The sequence below is a fragment of the Pseudomonas sp. Irchel s3h17 genome (genome assembly GCF_900187505.1).
GTDB lineage: Bacteria > Pseudomonadota > Gammaproteobacteria > Pseudomonadales > Pseudomonadaceae > Aquipseudomonas.
Genome location: NZ_FYDL01000001.1, coordinates 356832 through 382115, shown reverse-complemented (window position 1 = coordinate 382115; position 25284 = coordinate 356832). Strand labels below are relative to the sequence as shown.

Here is a 25284-nt window from a genome sequence, read left to right as displayed (position 1 = left end):
AAGCCCTCGGCTCGCGCCAAGGCTACTCAAGCCTTTTCGCGGTGCGGGTGTCACGGATCCGCTCATACCGCAAGGCCGCATCCGGTCAAGGCTGCTGGTGCAAATCGCTCGGTTTCCACGCCTTGTCGAAGAACGCCTTGGTCGGGCCGTACAGCCGCAGAATCACGAAGAAGCCTTCGCCAGGCACGGTGCGAATCCAGTTCTTGCCGGCACCCGGGGCGTCGGGTCCAAAGTGGACGTCGATCGAGCCGTCGGCATTGACCTGCGGTTTGTCCATGGCGTTCAGCGACGGGAACGGCTGTCCATTGTCCAGGCCCGAGGCCGTGATCGAGTCGTACGCGGTGACCGACCAGAACAACGCGGCCGGGATGCCGTTAGGCAGGTTCAGCGTGTAGGCGTTGCTGCCCGAGAGGAACTGGCCCTTGGCGTCGACAAAGGTCGCCGGGTATTTGGCCCCGACATTTTCCATGTTCACCGCCATGCCCGGGCTCGCGGAGTAGGCATTGGTGAAGAAGCCGGTGCGTGGGTCGATGTAGTTGAAGGTGTCGGCGGTGAACGTGGCATTGCCGGGGAAAACGTTCAGCCACTTGCGGTCTGGGTACCAGGTGCCGTCGGTGACGATGGTTTGAGGGGTGTAGGAAATGGCATGGCCGATCTTGCTGGCGGTTTTCGCCGCCTTGTCCAGCAGGTTGCGGGTGGCCGCGTCGGGTTTGAAGGGCTGGCCCTTGATCATCCCCAGTGCCGCCAGCATGCCGCGCATTTCCATGTCTTGCGGGTCGACGTATTCATGCTCGATGAAGCGCGACAGCATGTCGAACGCACTGCCATCGGTGGGGTAGAGCATATTGGCCGGGGTCCTGGAGGCGTTGGGGAACTCCATCGCCTTGGCCGTGGCCTGTTTGCCCAATGGGTAAATACGTGTCTGCTCCATGACCTTGACCGGCGCTTCGAGCTGTTTCGGGTCCTTGAAGAAGCCGCGCCAGAACACGAACACCCCGTAGGTGCGCGAACGATAGGTCAGGTAGCCCGGCGGAACCTCGCCCTGGTAGTCCGGTGGCAACACCAGGTACTTGCCACCCTTGCCTTTGTCCGGCCCCGGCAGGCCGACGTCGCCGCACCACTGGCGGCCATCGATCTGCCCTACAGAGCAGATCGGGCGCTGGAAGAAGTCATCGAGAATGCCCTGCAACCCCGGCGGCACTTCGATCACCATCGGCCCGTCCTGTTTCAGGTCCAGGTAGCCCATGGCGTAGATCACGTCGGAGTTCGGCGTGGTGACCCGGGTCTTGGCATTGAGCCGGTCCTTCCAGATCGGCAGCACGTTGTAGCCGGCGCCGAAGATTTTCTCCGAGCCTTCTTTCATGGCGTACATGTTCAGCGCGGGCAGGGCCCAGATGTAAGACTGCACGGCGCGTTGGAACAGCAACTCATTCTTCAGTTGCGCAACGCCTTCGAGGGTGGGATAGCCCCCGGCAAATGGCAGGTCGGCCAGTTGCTCATAGTGCGACGCGGCTTGCACGCTGGCGCTCAAGGAGATCCCCAGGGCCAGGGCGCCCAGGGTGTTAGTCACGGTATTCATGGTGAACTCCTGTTCACGTCAATCAGTGGGCTTTGACAACGGGCGGAGGTGTCCACTGGCCGTTGAGCGTCGCCGCCTCTGGCCAGTACGCGCGGATGTACAGCGAGAAGTCTGCGTCTTTGGGAGCCGGCAGCCAGTTGCTTTCCTTGTCCTTGCCTGGCGAGGTGCCTTGCACGTAGATAGTCAGCGAGCCGTCGGCGTTGGTTTTCAGGGATTTGTTCTTGGTGCCGACGGAGTAGCGGCCCAGGTCATTCGGGGCGAAGAAGTGATTTTCGTTGTACAGCGTCAGCGACCAGAAGCCCTTGACCGGCGGCAGCTTGCCCTTGGCGAAGGTCACGCTGTAGCCATGCTGGCCGTTGAGGCGAGCGCCGGACTGGTCGAGGTCCTGGTAGAAGTACTTGGTCTCTTTCTGCTGGTTGACGAAGATGTTCGAGCGCGCCACGGCGGTGCGGCTGAAGTAGTCGGTGCCAAACGCCGCGCCGTTACTGATGGTGCTCCAGTGGTCGGGCAGTTGCAGGCCATAGTTGCGGAACTGCAGCAGCGGGTCGATGACTTCGCTGTCGGCTTTCTTCGCCTCATCAATCATCGCCGCCCTGAGTTGCGGGTTGGTCTTCGCGATGGCGGCGAGGGCGGCCAACTGTGCGTAGCGGGCCTCTTCACCCGGCAACGGCTTGGCGTCCTTGAGCAGGGCAGGCAGTTCGTCGAAGAATTTCTCCGGCATGACCCACTTGGCCTCGGCGTCGCCCTGGGCCTGGGACGGGAATTTTGTCAGCTGTCTCCAGTCACGCTGCTTGACCTTACCGTCGTACCTGGACAGCGGGTACATGTCGATTCCGGACAGGGCTGGCTGCACGGCCTGGCGATCGGCGGCGGTGTCGTCCTGGAATACCCGGGGAATCACGAAGCCGGTGTTGGTGTTGGCGCGGAACACCTTGGTGATGCCGGGCGGCACGGTGCCTTTCCAGTCCGGACCGACCAATAGGTAGAAGCCGGGTTGGGTGCCATACATCTTGCCCAGTTCGGCAAAGCTGTCGGAGCGCAGGTCGACCACCTGGTACACCCAGAAACGGCTACCGAAATCCGGTACCTGCAATACCACCGGCTCCAGGTCCAGGGCAATGCTGCCCGCGCCGTACACCACGTCCTGGTTCGGGCAGGCCACGAGGCGCTCGGCCGGGGCGATGTAATCGCTGAGCATCGACAGCCGGTTGATCGGCGCCACGGGCACGATGCCGCCCATCAATCCGGGTTCGGGCAGGTCCTTGAACGCCTGGCGGCGGTTGAAGATATTGGCCATCGGCCAACCCCAGAAGTAGGCTTCACGGGCCATCATGCGCACGTACGGTTCAGTCACCTTGGTGTCGGCGACCGGGCCGGGTGGGGCAGCTGGTGCGGCAATAACCTGAGAGGTCAGTACGCTGCTGGCGGCGAGTGTGCCGGTGAGCGCCAGGGCGAAAACCAGCGGGTGGCGTGCGGGGCGATTCATCGAGTGTCCTTACGTGATGTGGGCAGTGTGCAGGCGAATCCCGCACACGATAGCGCATCCCTGTGAAGATCAAACAAGTATTGCGAGATGTAAATCATTCGGGTGTGGGAGCGCCGTGGCCGTGGGGCGCGGGCACTCTCCGGCGGTTCACGAGGAGCGGCAATCGACGCCAGGGTGGCTCTATGGAGGTTGGCGGGAAACGGTCAGGTTCGGTCGCACGAGGGCCAACGTTGCCGTGTTGATCCAACAGCACAGCGGGACGCTGGGCGTCCCGCTATTTCAGGGGTGTGGCGATCAGCTTGGCGCTTGTTTGTTCAACGCCTCTTCGGCCGCGGCGATTTCAGCCTGGCGCTTGATGATCATCTCGCCCACGGGCGGGCCCTGGAAGCGCCGGGCTTCAAAGGCGAACCAGACAATGGCGGTCAGGATCAGGAAGCCGATGGTGATGTACAGCGCCCAGTCGTTCGGTGGCTGGATGCCGATGATGAAGATCAGCACCATGGACAGGATCGAGAGGATTGCAAAGAACGAGTACAACCAGCGGCCCATGTTCCACGGACCCATGGTCGGCCACTTCGGGGTGCCGAAGGTGAACAGGCCCAGCACGATGGGAATGATGAACGAGAAGAACAGGAAGATCACCGTGCAGGACACCACGATGGTGTAGACCGGCGTTTCGCCGATCGAGACCAGGGACGATCCCCAGACGAACAGCACCGCCAGCGTGGCACCGGTCCAGATCGCCGCGACCGGGCTGCGATGGGTGGGTGAGACCCTGGCCAGTGCTTTCGAGCAGGGCAGGCCGCCGTCACGGGAGAAAGCGAAAATCATCCGCGAGACCGAGGTCACGGTGGCCAGCCCGCAGAGAAACTGCGAGATGAAAATCGCCAGGTACAGCGCCATCTTGACGGCGGGATTGACTTGGGTGTCCATCGCCCAGAAGAACACGTTCCAACCCTTGGTTGCCGCTTCGTCCATGCTGGGCAGCATCAGTACGAACGAGCTGAGCATGAGCCAGCCAAACAGCAGCGACCAGACCACCGACATGACCATCCCCACCGGCACCGATTTGGCCGCCTGCCGGGTTTCCTCGGAGGTATGCGCCGAAGCGTCATAACCGGTGATGGTGTAGATCGGCAACAGCAGGCCGAGCATGAAGATCCAGCTATTGGACACCTGTGGCCAGACGTTGCCGCCAGCCTCGCCGGAATAGTTGCCGAAGGTCACCAGCCGGACGAACTCATAGCTGGGGGCTGCGATCAGGCAGGTGACGGTCAGCGCGATGGCCGTGGCGAAGATCAGGTAGCCCGAGAAGTCGGTGAGCTTTGCGGTCAACCCGATCCCGAAGTGGTTACACAGGGCCTGGATGCCGGTCAGGATGGCCAGGAAAATGATCCGTGTGGTGGTCGTGTCCTCCATGCCCAGGGCCGGTCCGAAGGCACCGAAAAAGAAGTAATAGGTACCGACGTTGATCGCGCCAAGCACCGTCACCAGGCCCAACAGGTTGAACCAGGCCGTCAGCCAGCCGGTGAAGCGATTACCGAGAATCGAACCCCAGTGATAGAGGCCGCCAGCGGTGGGGTAGGCCGAGGAGATCTGCGCCATGGCCATGGCGAACACCCCGGAGATCAGGCAGCCGATTGGCCAGCCGATGCCGATGGCCGCGCCGCCCGCGCCCGAGGTGCCCTGGGCCAGTGAGTTGATGCCACCCGAGAGGATGCAGATGATCGAAAAGGAAATGGCAAAGTTGGAGAAAACCCCCATTCGGCGTGAGAGTTGCTGGGCATAGCCCATGCTGTGCAGCATCTCGACGTCATCGTCTTGCGCGCCGCTGCCGGGCTGGCTTACTGGATTCATTGTGTGTGCCCCATCAGGTTTTGATTCAGATCCATTGGCGTTTGCGTCGCGCAATGGGCTGGCCTTCAACACCTTGTCGTACTGCTCCTGCTGCTAACGGATCTAACCTGTCCCGATGCGTGTACAAGCCTCAGCCCCGGACAGGCGACTGCTCTAGAGACGGCCGTGAAAAGCCGCGTCGAAAATGCTGGCCGCGCCACCCCGGGTCAATGGCAACGGGTTGCCGCTGGCCGAGGGGTCGACAATCGCCATGTCCGCGATCAGGTCGGCCTGCCGGTCATCCACACCCAGCTCGAACAGCGTGTGGGGGACGCCGATGTCCTTGCGCAGCTTGAGGACGAAGGCCAGGAAGCTGTCGAAACCCGGGGAGGGCAGGCGCAGATACGCCGCCAGGCGGGTGATGCGCTCCTCGATGGCCGGTCGATTGAACTGCAGGACGTAGGGCATGAAGGTGGCGTTGGTCATGCCGTGGTGGGTGTCGTACAGGGCGCCCACCGGATGGGAGAGGGCGTGCATCCCGCCCAGGCCTTTCTGGAACGCGGTGGCACCCATCGCGGCGGCCGCGAGCATGAGTGCGCGCGCGTCGAGGTCCGAGGGCATGTGGACGGCCCGCACCAGCGCATTGGCGACCAGGCGCATGCCTTCCACCGCAATGCCTTCGGCCATGGGGTGAAAGCCGGGGGCGCAGTAGGACTCCAGGCAATGGGCGAACGCATCCATGCCGGTGCCGGCGGTGACCTTGGCCGGCATGCCGACGGTGAGGGCCGGATCACTGATGACCACGCGCGGCATCATCTTCGGATGGAAGATGATGCGCTTGGTGTGCGTGCGCTCGTCGATGATCACCGCCGCCCGGCCGACTTCGGAGCCTGTGCCGGCGGTGGTCGGTACCGCAATGACCGGGGCGATGTGGCTATCGTCGGCGCGGGTCCAGTAGTCGCCGATGTCTTCGAAATCCCAGACCGGTCGGGTCTGGCCGCTCATGAAAGCAATCAGCTTGCCCATGTCCAGGCCGCTGCCACCGCCGAAGGCGACCACCCCGTCGTGCTGGCCGGCGCGCCAGGCATCGAGCCCGCCTGCCAGGTTGGCCTCCACCGGATTGGGCTTGAGGTCACAAAACAGCGCGACGCCAAGGCCGGCGGCCGACATGGCGTCCAGCGCCGCGCGGGTGATCGGCGCGCGCGCCAGGCCACTGTCGGTGACCAGCAGCGGTCGCCGGATACCCTGGCTGAGACAGACCTCGGCCAGTTCGGCAATGCGTCCGACACCGAAGCGAATGCTCGTGGGGTAGTTCCAGTTTCCGGTCAGACTCATGACCTACACCTCGTGGCGCAGATGGAAGGATTTGGCTCGGGTCAGGTGCTCGTAGCCAAGGCGCGAGAGGGTGATGCCGCGTCCGCTGTGTTTCACCCCGGTCCAGGCCAGCGCCGGGTCCAGGTAGTCGCAGCGGTTCATGAACACCGTGCCGGTGGCGAGCTCATCGCCCAGGCGTTCGGCGGCAGCGAGGTCCTGGGTCCAGAGGGAGGCGCTGAGCCCGAACTGACTGTCGTTCATCAAGGCAATGGCTTCCTCGTCGCCAGCAACCGGCATGATGCCGACCACCGGGCCGAAGCTTTCCTCGCGCATCACCGACATCTGGTGGGTGACGTCCACCAGGATCTGCGGGGCCAGGTAGGCACCGCCCGGTACATCGGCAGTAAAGGCCGCTGGATCGATCAGCGCCCTGGCGCCCTGTGCCAGGGCCTCGGCAATCTGTCCGCGAACGAACTCCGCGGCACTCGGTGAAACCAGCGGGCCGAGCGTGGTGGCTTCGTCCAGCGGGTTGCCCAGTACATACTGGCCGGTCAAGGCGACGAAGCGCTCGACAAAGGCCGGGTAGAGGCTGTGGTCGACATAGATGCGCTCGATGGCGCAGCAGCTTTGCCCAGAGTTGAAGAAGCTGCCGTCGACCAGGTTTTCCACCGCATGCTCAAGGTTGGCGTCCGCCCGTACGTAGGCCGGGTCTTTGCCGCCCAGTTCCAGCCCCATGCCGATAAAACGCCCCATGGCGGCGGCCTCCATGGCCTCGCCGGCCTGGACTGAGCCGGTGAAGTTCACTTGTTGCACACGGCCCGAAGCAATGATCGCGGCGGTCTGCCGATGATCGAGCAGCAGGTTGTGGAACAGGCCGGTGGGCAAATGGGCGCGACGCAAGGCTTCGGCGAAGCGTTCGCCGACCAGCAGGGTTTGCGTGGCATGCTTGAGGATCACGCTGTTGCCCGCCATCAGCGCCGGGATGATGGTGTTCACCGCCGTCAGGTAGGGGTAGTTCCAGGGTGCGACCACCAGCACCGTGCCCAGCGGCTCGCGCTTGATCGTGCGCCGAAAACCTGAAACCGGCTCGGGCTCTACTGCCGCCAGCGCATCGGCGGCGATGGCGATCATGTAGCGGGCACGTTCTGCGAAACCACGCAGTTCACCGGCACCGAAGCGCACCGGGCGGCCCATCTGCCACGCCAGCTCCGGGACGATTTGATCCTGCATCGACAGCATTGCGTCCACGGCGGCGTTGCACAACACCGCGCGTTCGCTCAATGGCCGGCGCTTCCAGTGCTCCTGGGCCGTTGCGGCCGCCGCCAGTGCCTGCTCGATCTGTGCGGCATCGGCGCACTGGCGTTCGACGTAGACCCGGCCATCGACCGGGGAGATGAGCTGAACCTTTGCCGTCATGGTGTTCTCAATAGCGCTCGAAGCCGCGCTGCAGTTCCCAGTCGGTTATCCGCCGGTCGTACTCTTTCTGCTCCCACTCGGCGGTGTGCACATAGTGATCGATCACTTCATCACCCAAGGCCTCGCGCAACATGCGCGAGGTCTTGAGTGCGGCGCAGGCCTCGCGCAGGGTCTTGGACACCTCAGGCAACTGTTCATCCTGATAGGCATCACCCTCGAAAGGCGGCGCGAGCTCGAGCTTCTCGTCGATCCCGGCCAGGCCCGCGGCAATCAACGCGGCGAAGGCCAGGTAGGGGTTGAGGTCGGCACCGCCGATGCGGCATTCGATGCGGATGGCCTTGCTGCCTTCGGCACACAAGCGAAAGCCCGCGGTGCGGTTGTCCCGACTCCACACCGCCCGCGTCGGTGCGAAGGTGCCGGCCTGGAAGCGCTTGTAGGAATTGATATAGGGCGCGAGAAAGCAGGTGATGTCGTTGGCGTACTTGAGCTGCCCGGCCACCCATGAGCGCATCAGCGCCGACATGCCAAACTCGGCCTTGGGATCGAAGAACAGCGGCTTTTTAGCGTTCTTGTCCCACAGCGAATTATGGATGTGGCTGCTGGAGCCGGCGGCGTCATAGCGCCACTTGGCCATGAAGGTGATCGCCTTGCCCTGCAATTGCGCGATCTCCTTGCAGGCGTGCTTGATGATGACATGGTGGTCGGCCATGGTCAGGGCATCGGCATAGCGGATGTTGATCTCTTCCTGGCCGGGGCCCCATTCGCCCTTGGAGTTTTCCACGGGAATGCCGGATGCCTGCAAGTGCTTGCGAATGGCCCGCAGCACTGGCTCCTCGCGAGTCGTCTGCAGGATGTTGTAATCCTCGATGTAATGACCGGCCGTCTTCGGGTGGTGGTAGTTGCGTTGGTGGATCGCCTCATAGCTTTCATCAAACAGGTAGAACTCGAGCTCCGAGGCGAACATGCCGGTATAGCCACGCTCGCGCAGGCGCTCGACCTGCTTTTTCAGAATCGCCCGCGGGCTGTGCGGCAGGTCCTGCCGATGGTGATGATCGAGCACGTCGCACAGCACCAGCGCCGTGCATTCCAGCCAGGGCACGCGCCGCAGCGTGGCCATGTCGGGCTTGAGCACAAAATCGCCATAGCCTTTGCTCCAGCTGGCCGCGGCGTAGCCTGGCACCGGTTCCATGTCGATGTCGTCGGCCAGCAGGTAGTTGCAGCAGTGGGTTTCTTCATGGCCGCTGTCGATGAAAAACTCGACCTGGAAGCGCTTGCCGACCAATCGTCCTTGCATGTCGATCATGCAGACCAGCACGGTATCGATTTCACCGCTGGCAGCGGCGCGCTTGAGGGCGTCAAAGCTTAAGAGGGGCTCGGTCATCACGTCAGTCCTGCGTGAACAGTTTGGGCCTATCTGAGATAGCTGTTGCAGACGCTCTCCAGAAAACCCAAACCTGCAGAATCGAGCATCGTGAGCAATGAGCTGCTCAAAGCCTAGCCTACTGTTGCCGCGCGTGCGTCTCGCCGATCACAGTTTGTAGCCGATCTGGCGCAAAAGGTCCTTGCGCCACAGGATATCGTCGTCGCCCTCGATGTCCCGGGCACAGAAGCCATCCACCACGCCCAGGACCGCCCGCCCTTGTGCCGTCTCGGCGACAATCACTTCAGTGGGATTGGCCGTTGCACAAAAGATCCGGCAGACCTCCGGCACCATCTTCACGGCGTTCAATACATTCAACGGATAAAAGCCGTCGCCCAGGAAGATCATGAAGCTATGACCGGCGCCGATGGTTTGCGCATTCTGGCGGGCCAGTTCGATCATCGCGGTATCGGTGCCGGACCAGCGCACCAGGCATTTGCCGGAGGCTTCACAAAAGGCCACGCCGAACAGGATGCCCGGGACGGCATTGACCAGGGCTTCGTGGATGTCCTCGACGGACTTGATGAAGTGGGTCTGGCCAAAGATGAAGTTTGTCGCCTCCGGCTTGTCGATTTTCAACGTGATGAGCTGCATCTCGAACGCCTCCTTCCACGATGTGGCTGCCAGGGGATTGGCAACAGTTCAAGCATAGCCACTCATGGGGCCTGGCTCTGTCCATCAAGTGTTTTGGACCCGATACAGCGGGGCGCGCCTGCGGAAAAGCAGCCATGGCTGGCGTGCGAACAACACTGGAAAATTAATAGCTATGCTTGCTCAGTGACCTGAACGGGCTGAAGGGAACACCGTCCACCAGGCGTATGGCCGCGTGACCACCTCGCTTCAGACCTCATCGCAATGTGAGTGTGTGCCACGGAGTCGTCACTCGATATGAACAAAAAACAAGCTAAAGCCAAAGTAAAGGAGCTGCTGTCGTCCGGAGTCCCCAAGTCGGAGGTGTTCACTCAGCTTTCAGGGCAAGGGGTCAAGGACCGGCTGCTTGCTTATTTGATCGCTTCAAATCCAGACCCCTATCTCTGCGATATGCATGACCGCAAGGTCAATACCGTGATTACACTCATGTTTATCCAGGCCACCTTGGCGCTGCTGATCGGTTTTGCCGTGGGTTCAGGCATCGGGCCTAACGCCGGGTGGATCATTGGCGGCCTGAGCGCGCTGATCCCGCTGTTGTTTGCCTGGGGGTTCTACAATCACCTGGCGGGTGCTTATAACGCCTACATCGTTCTATCGCTGGGATTTTCGCCGAGGCAGTTGGAGGGGCTGGCTTCAGGCACTGTCTCAACGTACGTCGGCCTGGCGATCAGTATCGGGATGCTGGTTTTCGTCTGCTACGTGCGCCAGAAGCTGTTTCCGGACCTGGCGTTTCTTGCACCCAAAAAGGTCAAGGGACGCTATGTGTTCTCCGGCTGAATTGCCCGGTTGCTAGCGAAACCGCTCAGGGATGGCGTCGGCAAACGGATAGTGGCAAAAGTAGGGCCTGGCTTCGTCGATCACCCGCTGGAATGACGGTCGTTGCGTCAGCCTGTCGAAATAGGCGCTCAAGTGCCGATAACCGTCGGGAAACGGCAGGAGGGTGCTGGCATAGAACAGTGCCGGGGCCGCGGCGCAATCGGCCATGCTGAAGTCCGGGCTGGCCACCCAGGTTCGGGATGCCATTTGGCGGTCGAGCATGCCGTACGCGGTCATCAGTGTGGCCCGCGCGCCCGTCATGTCGCCGGCAGAGCCGCGCAGGCGATCGGCGACGATCTGTTGCATCGGCTCCTGGATGTAGTGGTCAAAAAAACGGTCCCACAGCCGGACCTCCAGCGCGGTATCCCAATCGCCGGGGAGCAGGTGGTGTGGGCCTGCATGAAATCGGTCCAGATACTCGATGATGACGCTTGACTCCGGCACATCGCGCTGCCGGGCGTGATCGCGGATGACCGGGAATTTGCCGATTGGCCATAGAGCCTGAAGCTCGGCTCTGTCGGCATCGTTGGCGAGATCGATGATCTTCCTTTCGAATTCGATGCCGTGTTCGTAGAGCGCAATCAGCACTTTGTGGCAGAACGACGCCAGCGGGTGGAAGTACAGGGTCAGCGGCATCTTCGGATCCTCGGCGAACGTGCGGGTAGCACGACTGGCAATCACGGACACCACGGCATTATCCGCTGGAGTCTGCGGATGTGCGAGGTCATCCAGCGGGACGAGTTGACGGGGAGTGTGGCAATGTTGCGTCTCGACAGGCGTTGTCTCTTCCCGGTTGCCGATTTTTCCTGCCGTTCTGGTCGGTAGACTCGCCACGGGTACGCTTCGCTATCCAATGCCCCTGAGCGGTCAGCCGAGGACCTTAATGCCATCGTTCATCAATGCCGAAACAGTCTGGATCGATACACCTCACGGGCGGCTGTTTGCGCGACGCTGGTTGCCGCTGGACGTGGCGCGTAGCCGGGTAAAACCGCCGATCGTGCTGTTTCATGACTCCCTTGGATGCGTCCAGTTGTGGCGAGACTTTCCACAGCGGCTCTGTCAGGCCACGGGGCATGAGGTGATTGCCTACGACCGGCTCGGCTTCGGGGAGTCCGATGCCTATCCGGGAGACTTGCCGCTGCATTTCATTCGCGATGAAGCTGAGCGTTTCTTCGCGATTCTCAGGAGCGAGTTGCAACTGGACCGGTTCATCGCCCTGGGCCATAGCGTTGGCGGCGCGATGGCAGCACATTGCGCCGCCCTGTACCCGCAAAGCTGCGTCGCGTTGATCACCATCGCGGCCCAGGCGTTTGTCGAAGAACGTACGCTGCATGGCATTCGGGTTGCCAAGGCGCAATTTGCAGAACCAGGGCAGATGGCGCGTCTTGAAAAATACCATGGCGACAAAGCGCACTGGGTGCTGTCGGCCTGGACCGAGACCTGGCTGTCGGAAGCCTTCAGCGACTGGACGCTTGAAAGCGCAATCGATGCCATTGATTGCCCACTGCTTGCGCTGCATGGCGAGCACGACGAATACGGTTCCACTGTGCATCCCGTGCGCATCGCCGGGCTGGCGACGGCACCCGGGGATGTCCTGATTCTGGACAATTGTCAGCATGTCCCCCATCGCGAAGCTCCCGAGGTGGTGCTGGATGCCGTCGGTCGACTCCTTGCGTCCATCGCGGATGAATGATGGCGGCTGCCCGTTTTCTGCCGGTCGTGATCGGCAGCATCAAGCCATGACTGACGCTCGATAGCCTCAGAAATCGACCAGTTCCCGTCGTTCAACCCTGCTGGGAGATCTGGATGAGGTTGCCGCACGTGTCGTCGAATACAGCGGTAGTGACCGGTCCCATGGCCGTCGGAGGCTGTGTGAAACGGACACCGACGACGCAAAGCCGCGCATACTCCGCATGCACATCGTCGACCCCGAAGGACGTGTACGGTATCCCGTCCTGTTTGATCGCTGATTTGAACGGCCTCGCCGCCGGGTGAACGTCAGGTTCGAGTAGCAACTCAACCCCGTGGGGATCGCCGGGCGAAGTGAGCGTAAGCCAGCGATGCTCGCCCATGGCAATGTCATGCTTGAGCTCGAAACCGAGTACGTCCCGGTAGAAGGCCAAGGCTTTCGCCTGGTCGTCAACGAGTACACTCGTTACAACAATCTTCATCGTTCTCTCCTCACATGTTGATGCGCAACCTGCCGCCGATCGCCGTTTTGCCATCAGCGTAGCCTGCGATGTCGCGTGTGTTTACTATCGAGGTGCACAGGATGGATTGTCAGGTTAACTTGGCAGCCAGAGAGGACGCTGAAGTAATAAGCCACGTCAAGACGGACGTGCTTCAAAAACAACCAGCCTTTTGCTTTCGTCAATCGAATTTTCATGGCTATTCTCAAAGCTTGCGAACGCTCGAGTGAACAATCAGCCTGTCGTTCCGTAATGGCTGCTTTTGACGGAATGCTACCCTCCCTATTTCAATTGCTTGCCTATTCAATAATCGTTATTGTAGATAAGGGTGATGGCGTATTGCCATTATTGTGCGGCTTGTACCTCAAAGGGATTTCGTCCATGGATAAGCTACTGCTTCTGGTCATGCTGGCTGTGGTGATAACAGGTTGCTCCAGCCGTAAAGACTTCTACGCAACCGGCGGAAGCCGGGCGGATGGCTCGATCGACATGGCTTACGACTTCAAACCCTTTGAGACACCGGTCGTTGACTATAAACAAGCTGAGTCAATTGCGAACAGCAAGTGTGCGGTTTGGGGTTACAACCGCGCCGAGTCCTTTGGTGGGCAAACCCAGAACTGCCAAGCCCGCGATGGCTGGGGTAACTGCACCGCTGGCCAGATGATTGTCAAATATCAATGTATCGGAAACATCACGCCAGCTAACCAGACTTCCGTGTCTACGCCCACCTCGGCTCCGGTTGGAATGCTGACTCCTGTTCAGTACAAGGAAGCGCGCGTGAAAACATTGATGGATCAAAACCTTCCCTATGCCGAGTACCAGAAGCAATATCAAGCAATCATGGCTGAGTAGTCAGGCCGACGTTGTTCGTCGTCGCGGCTCAATTTCTCTGAAGCTCCTTGAGAGTTGGTGTGAAACTGAGCCAGGTCTTCACTCGCAACGCTGCGCTGTCACTTCACGGAATTCATCTTCATTCCACGGTATCAGCCCGCCCTCTGTCAGTGTTCGCTTTACAAGCAAGTGACTAAAGATTGGGCCCGGAGCCATCACATAGGCAGATGTTCCTGCTTCCAGGCACTCACTAGCCAATCACCTTGTTCTGGACAATTGCCAGCATGTCCCCATCGCGAAGCTCCCGAGGTGGTGCTGGATGCCGTCGGTCGACTCCTTGCGTCCATCGCGGATGACGGCTGACGGCCAGTCATGAAGGGCAATGCTGCTCAGTCAAGGATAAGGTTGCTTAATACATCCCCCGTGGCTTGCTCGCGCAGGGCTGCACAGCAGCCCCAACATCTATCGTCGAGTTCGTTCTGAAAGACCGCAATCGTTTTGTTGGGTGCGCTTTGCGCACCAGCGCGAGCAAGCTCGCTCGCCACGGGTCTCCCGCTCGCTTCAAGCGTTTCTTGACTGAACAGCATTGCCGTCATGAAGGGCGGCTTTCAACGGTGGACTCAATCGGTCGGTGCACCGGAGAAGTTCACAGCCCTTGCGGGGCTGCCCAGGTAGTCGTATCGTCGAATTTCATGTACCGCGCGGAGGTTTTGTGGGCTGTGAGCGAACGATATGAGGCATATATCCTCAGCACATCCTCGGTGAGTGAACGGTCTGGAGCCTGGTGTGGCTGATGATTGGGCACCGAAGTGATCGAGTGTTCCTGAATTGGAGGAAGACCATGATTCGCAAGCACTACTTGATGGCCCTGGCGACCCTGGCCATCGCCGCTGGCATGCAGTGGGTGTCGGTACCGGCGTACGCGACCGAGCAGGGTGAGCAACGGCGCGAAGCCCGGGATACGAGGCAGGAAGGGCGCTCCACGGCAAGGCAGACAAAATATGACTGCCGAGCGGACAATGAAAAGAGCAATGCACAATGTCGTCAGGACAAGCGCAGAACCAAGCAGGATACGCGCCGCACGGCTCGTGACATCAAATACTGATCGTTGGATCAATCCCTCTAGACCCCCTGTGGTTGTTCCAAGAGGAGACGCAGCATGGACCGATTCACGGGCGGTTGCCTGTGTGGCAACGTGCGGATTGTGGCGTCGGGACGCCCATACCGGGTTGGCCTTTGTCACTGTCTCGACTGCCGCAAGCATCATGGGGCGCTTTTTCACGCCTCTGCGGTGTTCCCTCAGGATGCGGTGACGATCGAAGGCGAAACACGCGACTACGTCGGGCGGTTTTTCTGTCCCCGCTGCGGCTCGTCCGTTTTCGCGCGTACCGCCGACGAAGTCGAAGTGAACCTGGGATCCCTGGATGCCCCCGATCAACTGGTGCCAACCTACGAAAGCTGGATCGTCCGTCGCGAGTCCTGGTTGCCACCGTTTCCGCTCACGAGGCGATACGAGCGCGATCGTGACGCCACGAGTCGCCTTGAGGAGTAGGTGGCACGAACGGTGCGATGGCGTTGATGCGCCGTTTCGCTCGGCCTAACGCACCGTGCGCGAGAACAGCCAACACCAGCGGATCACTGTGTGCCTGGCCCACGGCCTGGCGGCGATCAGGCACGGCGAAAACAGGCGAGGAACGGCCGGGGCCGCGCTCGGCTATCGGTCCAGCAGAGGTGCCAGCAGTGCACACATGCCGCGCCAGTGCGAACCCTCCCAGTAAATCCGTTGGCAGGCGTCGCAGCGCAGGAAGCGCGAATAGAGCGCGCCAACGCGTGGCGGCACCAGCGGCCGGGCCAGTTCCGGGCTGATCTCGTGCAGCGGCAGGTTGCAATGAAGGCACAGGCTGAATGGCCGCGCGCTACGCGCCAGGTCGAGGCGCTCGTACAATTCGCGCAGCTGCAGCGACGGTTTCAGGGCATGCACGTAACAGCCGTGGCTGATGATCCGCCGCTTGAGCAGTTCGCGGTCGCGGGTCAGCACGATGCGTCCTTGCTGCGCAGCGATCCCGGCGATCTCGCCATCCTCGAAGCCATTGTCGTAGAGGGTGTCGAAGCCGCTCATGCGCAGCAGGCTGGCCAGCCCGCCAAGGTGCGCGTCAGCAACGAAGCGCAGCACCCGTAACGGTTGCGTACGAACCTTTAGCAGCGGGCTGATGTCCAGCGCTTCGAACTTTGGATACACCGCCAGCCGGTCACCGTCGAAGATCACCCGCTCGAAGCCCACCGACTCGCCATTGAGCAGCACCAGCTCGACCTCGGTGTGCGGTACTCCGAGCGCCTCGATCATGTGCTTGACCGTCGCCCCTCGCGCGCACTTGCAGGTGAAAGACTGCCGCCGCCGTTCAGCCGGCAGGAAATCGTTGAGCTCCTCGTAGAAGCGGAAGGTTGCACTGGTCATGCTGAACAGTATGGCAGGGCTGCAGGATGAGCGAGTCCAGCCCGGACATCTTCTCCGGCAGGCCCCACACTACGAAACACCCGCTGAAAGATTTAGCCAATCTGTTGCATCGACCGGTTGAATCCACAACCCAAAGCAGCCATTCAGGATGCTCCTGCACACATGATCACCATGCATTGAAGGACTATCCATTAGTCATTTGATATGTCGGTAGACCTTTGTTGTGCGCACCGAGAATCCTGCCCCCTCGTATAAACGATGGGCAGATTCACGATCTGGATTGGATGTTAAATCCAGTGTTTTCGCGCCGAGGTCATGGCTGAACGAGCCCCATGAAAGACAGGACACCGTTTCCCCCTTACGATAAGGGATAGGCAAACGGTTATGTTTATGACTAACAGCAACGATAAGAGAGAGGAGCTTTTGGGCCAGGAGCGGCGGCGCCGCTGGAGCCCGGAGCAAAAGCTGGCCATGGTTCGCGAGAGCCTTGAGCCAGGACAAAGTGTGTCGGTCGTCGCTCGGCGCAACGGCATCAATGCCAACCAGTTGTTCCTGTGGCGCAAGCTGTATCAGGACGGCAGCCTGTCGGCGGTCAGTGCCGGTGAAGCCGTGGTGCCGGCCTCTGAGCTGAGCGATGCACTCAAGCAGATCCGTGAACTGCAACGGATGCTGGGCAAGAAGACGATGGAAGCAGAAATCCTCAAAGAGGCCGTGGAGATCGCCCGGTCGCGAAAATGGATTGCGCACTCACCCTTGTTGCCGGGGGACGACCAGTGAAGCTGGTCAGCGAATGTCTCGGTGTGGCGCGCTCGCAATTAACGGTTCGAATCAAGCAATCGGTATCGCCCAAAGTACGGCGAAGCAGGCCTGTGAACGACGCTGAGTTGGTGGCCGAAATCCAGCAACAGGTCAGCGAACTGCCCAGCTATGGCTACCGTCGTGTCTGGGGATTGCTGCGTCGTGCCCGTGAAACCCATTTGCTGCCCGCGATCAACGTGAAGCGGGTTTACCGGGTCATGCGTGATCACAACTTGCTGCTTGAGCGCCGGATCAAACAGCCCGGTGTGCCGCGTCGGCACGAAGGCCGAATTGCGGTGGAAATCAGCGATACACGTTGGTGCTCGGACGGCTTTGAGTTCCGTTGCGAGGACGGCGCCAAACTGAGCGTGACATTCGCCCTGCAGCAATAAGGGGACAGATCTATTTTCTCCGGGGCTTGCAGCAACCTTGTAGGAGCGGGCTTGTCCCGCGATGCCCTCGCTGCGGTTGCTGCATTCGGTCCGTGCCACCTGGATCGCGGGGCAAGCCCGCTCCTACAGATCCGGCAGCTATGGGTCCAGGCTGCGTGAACACGCCAGTGATTGTCTAACCTTCTGATCGTCGAGATCGTATCGGGGGTGATCATGAAGCGACTCATTGAAGGCGAGGCTCGGCCGCAAGTCACCTTGCTGCCAGTTTCCTGGTCGTCATGCGAACAGTTCACGGTCAAGTATCTTTCGGCGGTCGCTGTAGTCGTCATGCCACCAGGGTTCCTGCCCGGTCGTAGGGGCTTTTTTCAATTGAATGGGGGCGTTGGACGCGTCGGCTTGGGCCTGGCGTACGCGGAAGTGATAGTGGTCAAAGAGGGTCAGGGCTTGGATCATGTAGGACACCGCGATGCGACGGTCTTTGATGAGGAGAAGGTTCTCGCCATTCTCGTTGTCAGCAGGCTTGGAAAAGTTGTAGGACCCCGTGTAAACGCGGGCCGTAGGCTTGTCGAAATCGATGACGACAAACTTGTGGTGCATGCGCGAGCCCAGGCCGTTGGCCCCTTGACCCGTGGGTTCGCTTTTGAAAGGCTCGGGGAGGTTGGCGCTGAGGTTGGCCACATACACGGGCGCGATCTTGCCGTCGGGGAGTTGCACGTCCAGGCCAGCAGTTTTCTTGTCGGAAATGCCATAAACGAAGATGCCCGGCTTCTGGGTCACCATTTTGATTGCATCGGTCACGGCGCCGTCTGTCAGGTTCAGGAACGCCAATGAATAGAAGACCGAGGATTGCGCGCCCCGTATGTCATCCGCGACAGCCTGCAGTACGCCCTCATTGCTGGAATGCGGCGAAAAGGTGACTTGGGCGTCTATGTCCTCGAGCTGAAGGCTTTGCCAGCCGGTCGAATCCGTTGGCCCGAAACCTCTGACAGAGTCATGCGTCCAGTAGTGCTCAAACGCATTGATGAACGGCTGGATGGCACGTTCTCCGTACACGACGATGGCGTTGTTGGACTGTATGAATTGGCCACGCCACGTGAAGTTCGTGGAGCCGCAGACAGCTGCCTTGAAGTGTTCGCCATCGACCACGATGGTCTTGTTGTGCTGGAGGTCACTCATGTGCTGGCGTTTGACCTGGTCAGCTCCAGCGGTCGTGGCGAGGAGATCGGCCGCTTGTGATTCGGCGGAAGTTGCGGGCTTGTGGGCCTTGCTGTTGTCGATAATGACGCGCAACCGCTTCTCGAGTTTTTTGAGGCGAGAGACGATGGCGGGGTCGTTGAGATCAAAGCAAATCACACGCACGAGCGCTGTCTTGTCGGCGATTGCGGCGTCGAGCACTTCGAGAATTGCGCTGCGCGCCTCGAAGCCCATCCATTCAAGCGCTTCTTTGGCCTCAGGGTGAGTGGGCTCGAACGCCAGGCCTTCGTTGGCGGTGGCGGGGATAAGGGTTTGCATGCCGTCTGTGTCGGTGACGTAGCGGTCAACGAAAGCCTGTGAGGAGACGAAGCCTCGAGTGAAGGTGACGTTCAGTTTTCCGGGATAGGTTTCACGTGCCAGGGCAATGCCTGCCTCCTGCGCCTCTCCGTAGCTGAGCTCACCGGAAGGGCTCATGAACACCGGCGTAACCCGGTAGGTGAACGTGCCTTTCTTTTCAGCGTTCAGGGGAAAGTGAACCCAGCGGAACTTCTGAATGGGAGCGAGACGGCTGGAGGTTCGCGCCTTGTTCACACTGCCGTCGGGGTTCGGCAAGCTGATGCGGTTCTTGATCACCCAGTAACGGTCGCCATCGGGCTCTTTGTACTCAAGGGCGAAACCAACGAAGTCGCGGGGTGGTTGTGCTGCCCTCCAGTTCATGGCGAGGAGAGTCATGCCATCGCCGCGGTGAAGCTTCAAGGTGAAGGGTGCGTTGGCGTTCCCTGCGACAATCTGGAATTCTTCGGACATGTTTCATTCCTTTTGAAACGATGGCGGTGGGTTCCCGGTCTTGCGCTGTCTGATGATTGAGCTGAAGGCGATCAAAAGTGTAGCTGTTGGAGGCCAGGGTACTGCGAAAGTCTGTGCAGACCGACCCAATAGGTGCACCAGGTTAGTATGAATGCCGGTCCCAAGGTGCCGATTAGCAAGACCCTTGATGGCGCGGTCATCGCGCCCGAATTCGGCGACAAGAGGGCAGAGGCCAGGGCCTTGGCCCCGACACTACCGTTTGCGATTGGCCGGTCACAGTCGGTCGTGACGGGGGGCGCCCGAAGCAATCATCGGAGGTCCAGGCCATCGCCCATAAGCCCGCCGATGAAGGGTAATACTGTTCAGTTAAGAAAGGCTTGAAGCGGATGAGAGACCCGTGGCGAGCGAGCTTGCTCGCGCTGGTGCGCGAAGGGCACCCAACAAAGCGACTGCGGTCGTTCAGAACGAGCTCGACGATAGTTTTTGGGGCTGCTCTGCAGCCCAGCGGGAGCAAGCTCGCTCGCCACGGGGGGATGTATTGAGCAACCGTATCCTTAACTGAACAGCAATGCGTCGATGAAGGGGGCCTTTTGTGCCAGGTATTCACCTATGCCACCGGTGTTGGTTGCTTCCAGTTCAAGTTTCAAGTCTTGATACTGTTGGCGCATCACAGGGTCGCTCCTGAGCCGGTCACGAAAACGGAGCATTCTTTCGATTTGACCGTGGCCGGCGATACAGACGTGGACTTTATGGGTTCGAATGCCATCCACATCCCGACGATAAAAATGGTGCCCTGCCGACAGATTGCTTCCTCGTGCGTACCCTAGTTCACGCATGACATCGTCTCGGGAGGACTCGTGTCGATGCTCCGAAACTTCGACCAGGAGGTCGATCTCCGGCTTGGCGGCGAGCCCGGGAACGGCGGTGCTGCCGACATGGTGGATGGTAACTGGCTCAGTGCCAAACGCTTTCGCGATCTGCTCTTTGGCGCCAAGAAAGAGCGAGGGCCATCGACTGTCATAGGGGGGAATTCTGCTAGTAAGCGCCATGGTGTTTCTTCCTTGTATCCGCAGGCTTGGCAATAGGGTGATTCCAGGACTGTGCATGCGCGCTCAAGACGCTGCCAGGCAGCCTCCATGCGAAGCTGGAATGTTAGCGCTCCCTGGGCGGAGCAGCTACTAGAGGTGGGAGACCTGGAGCTTGACCGCTGATGCACCCGCTGGATGCATTGACCCAAGCCAGTCGATCACGGCCTCGAAGAGGTTCAGCGTGCTGCTCGCAACGTAGCTCACGTCGAGATCATTCCCCAAGAAGGAGCAGGGTCCTGGGGTCTGGCTCGCCGGCAAAAAACTGATCAAGGGCCTGCTGGAACAAGGGCTGTTCAGGCTGGACGCTGGCGAACAGCGTGAGGCAGGAGCGCAACTTCAGGTCGTCAGGGTGACCTAGGATCTGCCGTGGACTCTTGTCCCTGTGTTGGAGGAGGGTGCTGACGCATTCCTCCAGCCGTGGCCCCAGCACATCATGCTGCAGATAGGCCCGGGCTTCGTCGGCACCCGAGATGGCATAGCGTCTGGATGTCTCGCTCTGCCCGAGGCCCTGCAGTTGCGGGAAGATGAACCACATCCAGTGACGGGTCTTGTGCCCGGCACGCAACTCTTCCAGGGCATGGGAAAACACCGGGTGCTGGGCGTCGACGAAACGAAGAAGGTTGAAGGGGTCGTGCATGCTTGTACTCCCTGAGTTGGCGGGCATCGCGGCCGGACCGAACACACTGTCGCGCCCAGTCACGCCGAATGATCCAGCCTGTAAGGGTATGACGCGTCGGCGAAGGCAGTAGTTTCATCGAAAGCAACTGGCGCAGACGGCTGCGTTCGCCTCATGGCGGCTCCTCGTGACTGACTGCAATCGGCCAGGAACAGCCATCCGCTAGCCACGCTTAGCGGCACGAAAGCTCGCTGTCATCCAGGAGTGAGAGTGCAAGTTGCAGTCATGTCGGCAGCGTTTTTTTATTTGCTGCATATACTGACCGAGCAGCCTGATCTTGCCATCCGTCGTGTTCCTCCTCGAGCAGTGTTGCGTTCACCGTGAACAACTTCAGGCAAAACAAAAGCCTACAGAAGGACAAGGAGCGTTATGAGCTATCAAGTCATGAGCAACGCGACATTGTCTATCGCCTGATTAGTAGTTAGCTGACCGACTCACTCATCTAATTCAAAGAATGGAGATTCAGGTTCATGATGATCACACTACCGAGAGCACTTGGCTGTGCAATGGTATTGCTCGCGCCCTTTGCATTCACGCTCGCCCATGCCGCGGACACCACTCCTGCCGAAACGAAGGCCATCGCGCAGGAGGGGTACATCTACGGCCTGCCCATCGTGATGAACTATGCGATCATGTACGACTACGCCGTCGACAAGCACTCCAGCCAATACAAGGCTCCGTTCAACCAGATCCATAGCCTGCACCATGTCGCTACTTATCAGGACACGGCGGTTGTTTCGCCGAACAGCGACACGCCGTACTCCATGCTGTTCATGGACCTACGCAGCGAGCCGATCGTGCTCTCGGTGCCAGCGGTGGAGAAACAGCGTTACTACTCGTTGCAGCTCGTCGATGGCAATACCTACAACTTCGGTTACATCGGCAGCCGAGCCACCGGCAGCGAAGCCGGCGATTACATGGTGGTCGGCCCCGATTGGAAGGGCGTGACCCCGCCGGGAATCAAGAAGGTGTTTCGTTCCCGCACGCAACTCCCTTTCGTGATCTTTCGCACCCAGCTCTACAACCCGGCGGACATGCCGAACGTCGAAAAGATCCAGTCCGGCTACGCGGCCCAGCCGCTATCGGCTTTTCTCAAGCAGCCCGCGCCGCCTGCCACGCCAACGATCGACTTTCCGAAGATCGACAAGGACCTCGTGAAGACCGACTTCTTCAAGTATCTGGGCTTTGCGTTGCAGTTTGCCCCGGCCACACCGGATGAAGTGGCGATCCGCGCGAAGCTGGCCCGTATCGGCATTGGCGCCGGCAAGGACTTCAACTTCCAGGAACTCCCCGCCGAACAACAGGCCGCAGTGGTTGAGGGTATGCAGGCTGGGCATGCGAAGGTCCGGGATGCGGCCAATCATCTCGGCACGCAGGTCAATGGTTGGAACATTGTGGGGGCCGGCGGTGACGCCGCCTTCTACAAGGGCGATTGGCTGAAGCGTGCCGCCATCGCGCAAGCGGGCATCTACGCCAACGACGCCGAAGAGGCCACGTATCCGATGGCCAAGACCCTGGCCGATGGCAAGCCGCTTGACGGCAGCAAGCACAACTACACCATCACCTTTCCCGCTGGACAGCTCCCGCCGGTCAATGCCTTCTGGTCGGTGACCCTGTACGACGGCAAGACGCAACTGCTGATCAAGAATCCGCTCGATCGCTACCTCATCAACTCGCCGATGCTGTCCAACATGAAGAAGAATCCGGACGGCTCGCTCACGCTGTACATCCAGAAGGATTCACCCGGCGTGGACAAGGAAAGCAACTGGTTGCCCGCACCGAATGACCTGATCTACCTGGTGATGCGCCTCTATTGGCCGAGGACGGTATCGCCTTCCATCCTGCCTCCCGGCAAAGGAACGTGGAGTCCACCGCAGATCGTCAAGGTCACGTGACCCGCTAACGCCCCGGTTGCAGCGGACGGCACGGGTGCGCCGCCGCTGAACCTTCTGGTTTCATCGAGACCTACGGGTCGATGGTCGCCTTTGGTGACCGGCAGCAACCGGCCCGGAGTGTGTAAAAACGCTTCGCCAAAATTGAAGTGTGCGCGTCTACGTTAAATCTGAAATTTATCGGCACGTCAGGCAGATGTGGATTTCGCGTAGAAGCGCGATGTCCAGTCCAGTGTTGAGTACCTGTTGCGCTCAAAAACGTTTTTACACACCCTCGGCCAAAAGCGGACGTCAGCCTTCTCGCCAAGACCGCGAATAGCGTTAACGATGAAAATTATGCGCGGCGGTTCGAATCTGGGCTTTAATGTCCGTGCTTATATGCAACCACATTAATTTCGACTCTGTAGGAAGTTGGATGCGCTTTACGGCGGGGTCAGGTGCTATGCACTTGTCTAATCAAGGAAGAAACGACATTGAAAATAGCTTTCGGCGCCCTGTTGTTGGCTTGGCTGACGACTACCGCATTTGCTGACGAGAACCCCGTCGGTTTCCAATCTTCCACACTGCCGGATTTGCACAATGACCGCGCACTGGAGATGGTTGTCTGGTACCCGAGTGCAACTACCGCAGCCACGCAACTGATCGCCGATAATGCGGTGTTTGTCGGTGCTTCTGCCGTTCGTAACGCGCCGCCATCTGCCGGCGAACATCCATTGGTGGTGCTATCCCACGGATACAGGGGTAACTGGAGCAATCAGATCTGGCTTGCCAGTTCTTTGGCCCATAAGGGTTACATCGTCGCCGCAATCAATCACCCTGGCACCACGACCCATGACCGCAGCCCTCACGCAGCTGCGCAGTTATGGCAGCGGCCCGTTGATCTGCGCCGAGCCATTGATAGTGTCACGACTCAACCTGAAAAATTTGGCCTGGTCGCCAATGACCGAATTGCAGTAGTGGGCCATTCACTCGGCGGCTTGACCGCCCTGGAGATCGCCGGTGCTCGTTTCGATCCAGACCTCTTCGCCCATGACTGCAAAGCCCACCCGCAGTTATCCGGTTGCACCGTTTACGGACTGATAAACCCCGCAAGCACCTCAGAATCAAAGGCCGCGCTGGCCGCCGATTGGCGCGATAAACGCGTCACTGCTGTGGTTACATTGGACCTGGGCCTTTCACGGGGCCTAACCAATGAAAGCCTGGCCGCGCTGCCGGTACCAGCTCTGGTGATCGCTGCCGGCGTACCGTCGCGCGACCTTCCCGCTGAGTTGGAGTCTGCCAACCTGGCCAAACGCTTGCCTGCGGCGTCAAGCCATTACGTCGAGATCAGCGACGCAAGCCATTTCAGCTTCATGTCGATGTGCAAACCTGGTGCGCAGGTAATGCTCGAAGAAGACGTACCAGGCGATGGCATCATTTGCAGGGATGGCGATAACGGTCGCGCTCGTGGGTTGATTCAGCAGCAAATTACATCACTGATAACCGAGTTTCTGGCGCAATCACCTGGCGACAAAAAAGACAGTTTGTAAACTGATAGTACTGATTACCCAAGCACCTGCAGATTTTACGTAACAACGCAGACGTCAAAACGGCGCATGGGTTTTTACACACTCTGGGCCAGAAGCGCTTATCCAGATGTGTCTACGAATGTGAGGGCGATTCAAACGCGCCCTCGCTTCGTCTTGGGCGGGCTCAAGCCAGTAGCTCGGTGATCCACCGGGCCTGCCGGGCGATGTCCTGCACCTTCTCCTCGGGCACGGCCTGCCGCGCTTGGGCGAAGTGGGCCAGGGTTTGCTGCTTCTGGCGCAGCTTGCGCTGCCACTTGACCAGGAACGCCGGGCTGCGTGCCTGCATCTGCAGCGGGCCGAAGTACAGCTCCTCGGCGGTGTACATCACCGGCCCGGCGCGCTCGGCGACGATGATTTCGTAGTCGAAGCGGTTTTCCCGCAGCACTTCCTCGCAGAGGATGCGGTAGCCATTGTCCATCAGCCATTGGCGCAGTGGCTGCTCGCCGCCGTTGGGCTGCAGGACCAGGCGCTCCTGGCCGCTCAGGCGCGCCTTGCCGCTGTCGAGGATGTCGCGGATCGTCTCCCCGCCCATGCCGCAGATGCTGATCGCCGTGATCCCGTCTCCCGGCATGATCGCCGCCAGGCCGTTGGCCAGGCGCACCGTGATCTGCAGGTCCAGGTCGTTCTCCCGCACGGTGCGTTCGGCCGCGCGGAACGGCGTCAATGCCACCTCGCCGGCCACCGCCGCCGCGATGGCGCCACGGCGCATCAACGCCACCGGCAGGTAGCCGTGATCCGAGCCGATATCGGCCAGGCGCGCACCTGCTGGCACATGTGCCGCCACGCGCTCCAGGCGCATGGACAATGTCTGTTCGTTCAACTGCAGCCCCTTTTCACCACGAGCGTCCGGCGCCTTTGGCCGGATCGGGGCGAGAT

The 25284-nt window shown here is 60.2% G+C and carries 21 protein-coding genes and 1 pseudogene; 8 read left to right on the top strand and 14 right to left on the bottom strand.

The genetic code is table 11. The features are described 5' to 3' along the window. Positions 1–85: 85 nt before the first annotated feature. The 7 genes from CKW25_RS01720 to CKW25_RS01690 form a co-directional block, all read right to left on the bottom strand. Positions 86–1579 carry a DUF1254 domain-containing protein gene (locus tag CKW25_RS01720; RefSeq protein WP_095077284.1) on the bottom strand — a complete coding sequence of 498 codons (1494 nt, stop codon included), beginning with the start codon at positions 1577–1579 and terminating at the stop codon, positions 86–88. Positions 1580–1601: 22 nt separating this feature from the next. Next, positions 1602–3065 carry a DUF1254 domain-containing protein gene (locus CKW25_RS01715; RefSeq protein ID WP_095077283.1) on the bottom strand — a complete coding sequence of 488 codons (1464 nt, stop codon included), beginning with the start codon at positions 3063–3065 and terminating at the stop codon, positions 1602–1604. A 294-nt stretch (positions 3066–3359) separates the two neighbouring features. Beyond that, a complete protein-coding gene (locus CKW25_RS01710; protein WP_095077282.1) occupies positions 3360–4922 on the bottom strand; it encodes an amino acid permease in 1563 nt (520 codons plus the stop codon). A gap of 153 nt (positions 4923–5075) precedes the next feature. After that, a complete protein-coding gene (locus tag CKW25_RS01705) occupies positions 5076–6236 on the bottom strand; it encodes an iron-containing alcohol dehydrogenase (RefSeq protein WP_095077281.1) in 1161 nt (386 codons plus the stop codon). Between the two features lie 3 nt (positions 6237–6239). Next, positions 6240–7631: an aldehyde dehydrogenase family protein gene (locus CKW25_RS01700; protein WP_095077280.1), complete on the bottom strand. Its 1392-nt coding sequence runs from the start codon at positions 7629–7631 to the stop codon at positions 6240–6242. Between the two features lie 7 nt (positions 7632–7638). After that, positions 7639–9012, bottom strand: a complete 1374-nt coding sequence (locus CKW25_RS01695; RefSeq protein WP_095077279.1) for a glutamine synthetase family protein — start codon at positions 9010–9012, stop codon at positions 7639–7641. A gap of 147 nt (positions 9013–9159) precedes the next feature. After that, on the bottom strand, positions 9160–9645 hold the full coding sequence (locus CKW25_RS01690; RefSeq protein WP_095077278.1) for an adenosine-specific kinase: 486 nt from the start codon (positions 9643–9645) through the stop codon (positions 9160–9162). 294 nt (positions 9646–9939) lie between these two features. On the opposite strand from CKW25_RS01690, the gene CKW25_RS01685 reads away from it, so the two are divergent. Beyond that, entirely contained in the window at positions 9940–10479 is a 540-nt protein-coding gene (locus CKW25_RS01685) for a hypothetical protein (RefSeq protein ID WP_095077277.1), read from the top strand. Between the two features lie 12 nt (positions 10480–10491). Here CKW25_RS01685 and CKW25_RS01680 read toward each other — a convergent pair whose 3' ends face one another. Then, positions 10492–11154: a glutathione S-transferase family protein gene (locus CKW25_RS01680; protein ID WP_095077376.1), complete on the bottom strand. Its 663-nt coding sequence runs from the start codon at positions 11152–11154 to the stop codon at positions 10492–10494. 247 nt (positions 11155–11401) lie between these two features. Between CKW25_RS01680 and CKW25_RS01675 the strand changes: the two genes are divergently transcribed. Then, positions 11402–12211 carry an alpha/beta fold hydrolase gene (locus tag CKW25_RS01675; protein ID WP_095077276.1) on the top strand — a complete coding sequence of 270 codons (810 nt, stop codon included), beginning with the start codon at positions 11402–11404 and terminating at the stop codon, positions 12209–12211. A 91-nt stretch (positions 12212–12302) separates the two neighbouring features. Here the strand turns inward: CKW25_RS01675 and CKW25_RS01670 are convergent, their stop codons facing one another. Next, positions 12303–12689, bottom strand: a complete 387-nt coding sequence (locus CKW25_RS01670) for a VOC family protein (RefSeq protein WP_095077275.1) — start codon at positions 12687–12689, stop codon at positions 12303–12305. Positions 12690–12902: 213 nt separating this feature from the next. On the opposite strand from CKW25_RS01670, the gene yecR reads away from it, so the two are divergent. The 3 genes from yecR to CKW25_RS01650 all read left to right on the top strand — a co-directional run bounded on the left by yecR (position 12903) and on the right by CKW25_RS01650 (position 15090). After that, a complete protein-coding gene (gene yecR, locus CKW25_RS01665; protein ID WP_256577900.1) occupies positions 12903–13559 on the top strand; it encodes a YecR family lipoprotein in 657 nt (218 codons plus the stop codon). A gap of 820 nt (positions 13560–14379) precedes the next feature. Next, on the top strand, positions 14380–14643 hold the full coding sequence (locus CKW25_RS01655; RefSeq protein ID WP_095077374.1) for a hypothetical protein: 264 nt from the start codon (positions 14380–14382) through the stop codon (positions 14641–14643). 54 nt (positions 14644–14697) lie between these two features. After that, positions 14698–15090 (top strand): GFA family protein, encoded by a 393-nt coding sequence (locus CKW25_RS01650; RefSeq protein ID WP_095077273.1) that lies wholly within the window; start codon positions 14698–14700, stop codon positions 15088–15090. Positions 15091–15252: 162 nt separating this feature from the next. Here CKW25_RS01650 and CKW25_RS01645 read toward each other — a convergent pair whose 3' ends face one another. After that, positions 15253–15993: a Mut7-C RNAse domain-containing protein gene (locus CKW25_RS01645; RefSeq protein ID WP_095077272.1), complete on the bottom strand. Its 741-nt coding sequence runs from the start codon at positions 15991–15993 to the stop codon at positions 15253–15255. A gap of 390 nt (positions 15994–16383) precedes the next feature. On the opposite strand from CKW25_RS01645, the pseudogene CKW25_RS26925 reads away from it, so the two are divergent. After that, a pseudogene (locus CKW25_RS26925) lies at positions 16384–17174 on the top strand (transposase); the annotation flags it as partial. Positions 17175–17459: 285 nt separating this feature from the next. On the opposite strand, the gene CKW25_RS01625 reads toward CKW25_RS26925, so the two are convergent. The 3 genes from CKW25_RS01625 to CKW25_RS01615 form a co-directional block, all read right to left on the bottom strand. Continuing rightward, positions 17460–19184 (bottom strand): phospholipase D-like domain-containing protein, encoded by a 1725-nt coding sequence (locus CKW25_RS01625; protein WP_095077269.1) that lies wholly within the window; start codon positions 19182–19184, stop codon positions 17460–17462. A gap of 554 nt (positions 19185–19738) precedes the next feature. Then, positions 19739–20233 carry a GrpB family protein gene (locus tag CKW25_RS01620; protein WP_095077268.1) on the bottom strand — a complete coding sequence of 165 codons (495 nt, stop codon included), beginning with the start codon at positions 20231–20233 and terminating at the stop codon, positions 19739–19741. Positions 20234–20483: 250 nt separating this feature from the next. Next, entirely contained in the window at positions 20484–20909 is a 426-nt protein-coding gene (locus CKW25_RS01615; protein ID WP_095077267.1) for a DUF1810 domain-containing protein, read from the bottom strand. Positions 20910–21454: 545 nt separating this feature from the next. Here CKW25_RS01615 and CKW25_RS01610 point away from each other — a divergent pair. After that, complete coding sequence (locus CKW25_RS01610; protein WP_371854550.1) at positions 21455–22843, top strand: DUF1254 domain-containing protein; 1389 nt, start codon at positions 21455–21457, stop codon at positions 22841–22843. A gap of 470 nt (positions 22844–23313) precedes the next feature. Beyond that, on the top strand, positions 23314–24369 hold the full coding sequence (locus tag CKW25_RS01605; RefSeq protein ID WP_095077265.1) for an alpha/beta fold hydrolase: 1056 nt from the start codon (positions 23314–23316) through the stop codon (positions 24367–24369). A 163-nt stretch (positions 24370–24532) separates the two neighbouring features. Here the strand turns inward: CKW25_RS01605 and CKW25_RS01600 are convergent, their stop codons facing one another. Then, positions 24533–25228, bottom strand: a complete 696-nt coding sequence (locus CKW25_RS01600; RefSeq protein WP_305883198.1) for a tRNA (adenine(22)-N(1))-methyltransferase TrmK — start codon at positions 25226–25228, stop codon at positions 24533–24535. Between the last annotated feature and the right edge of the window lie 56 nt (positions 25229–25284).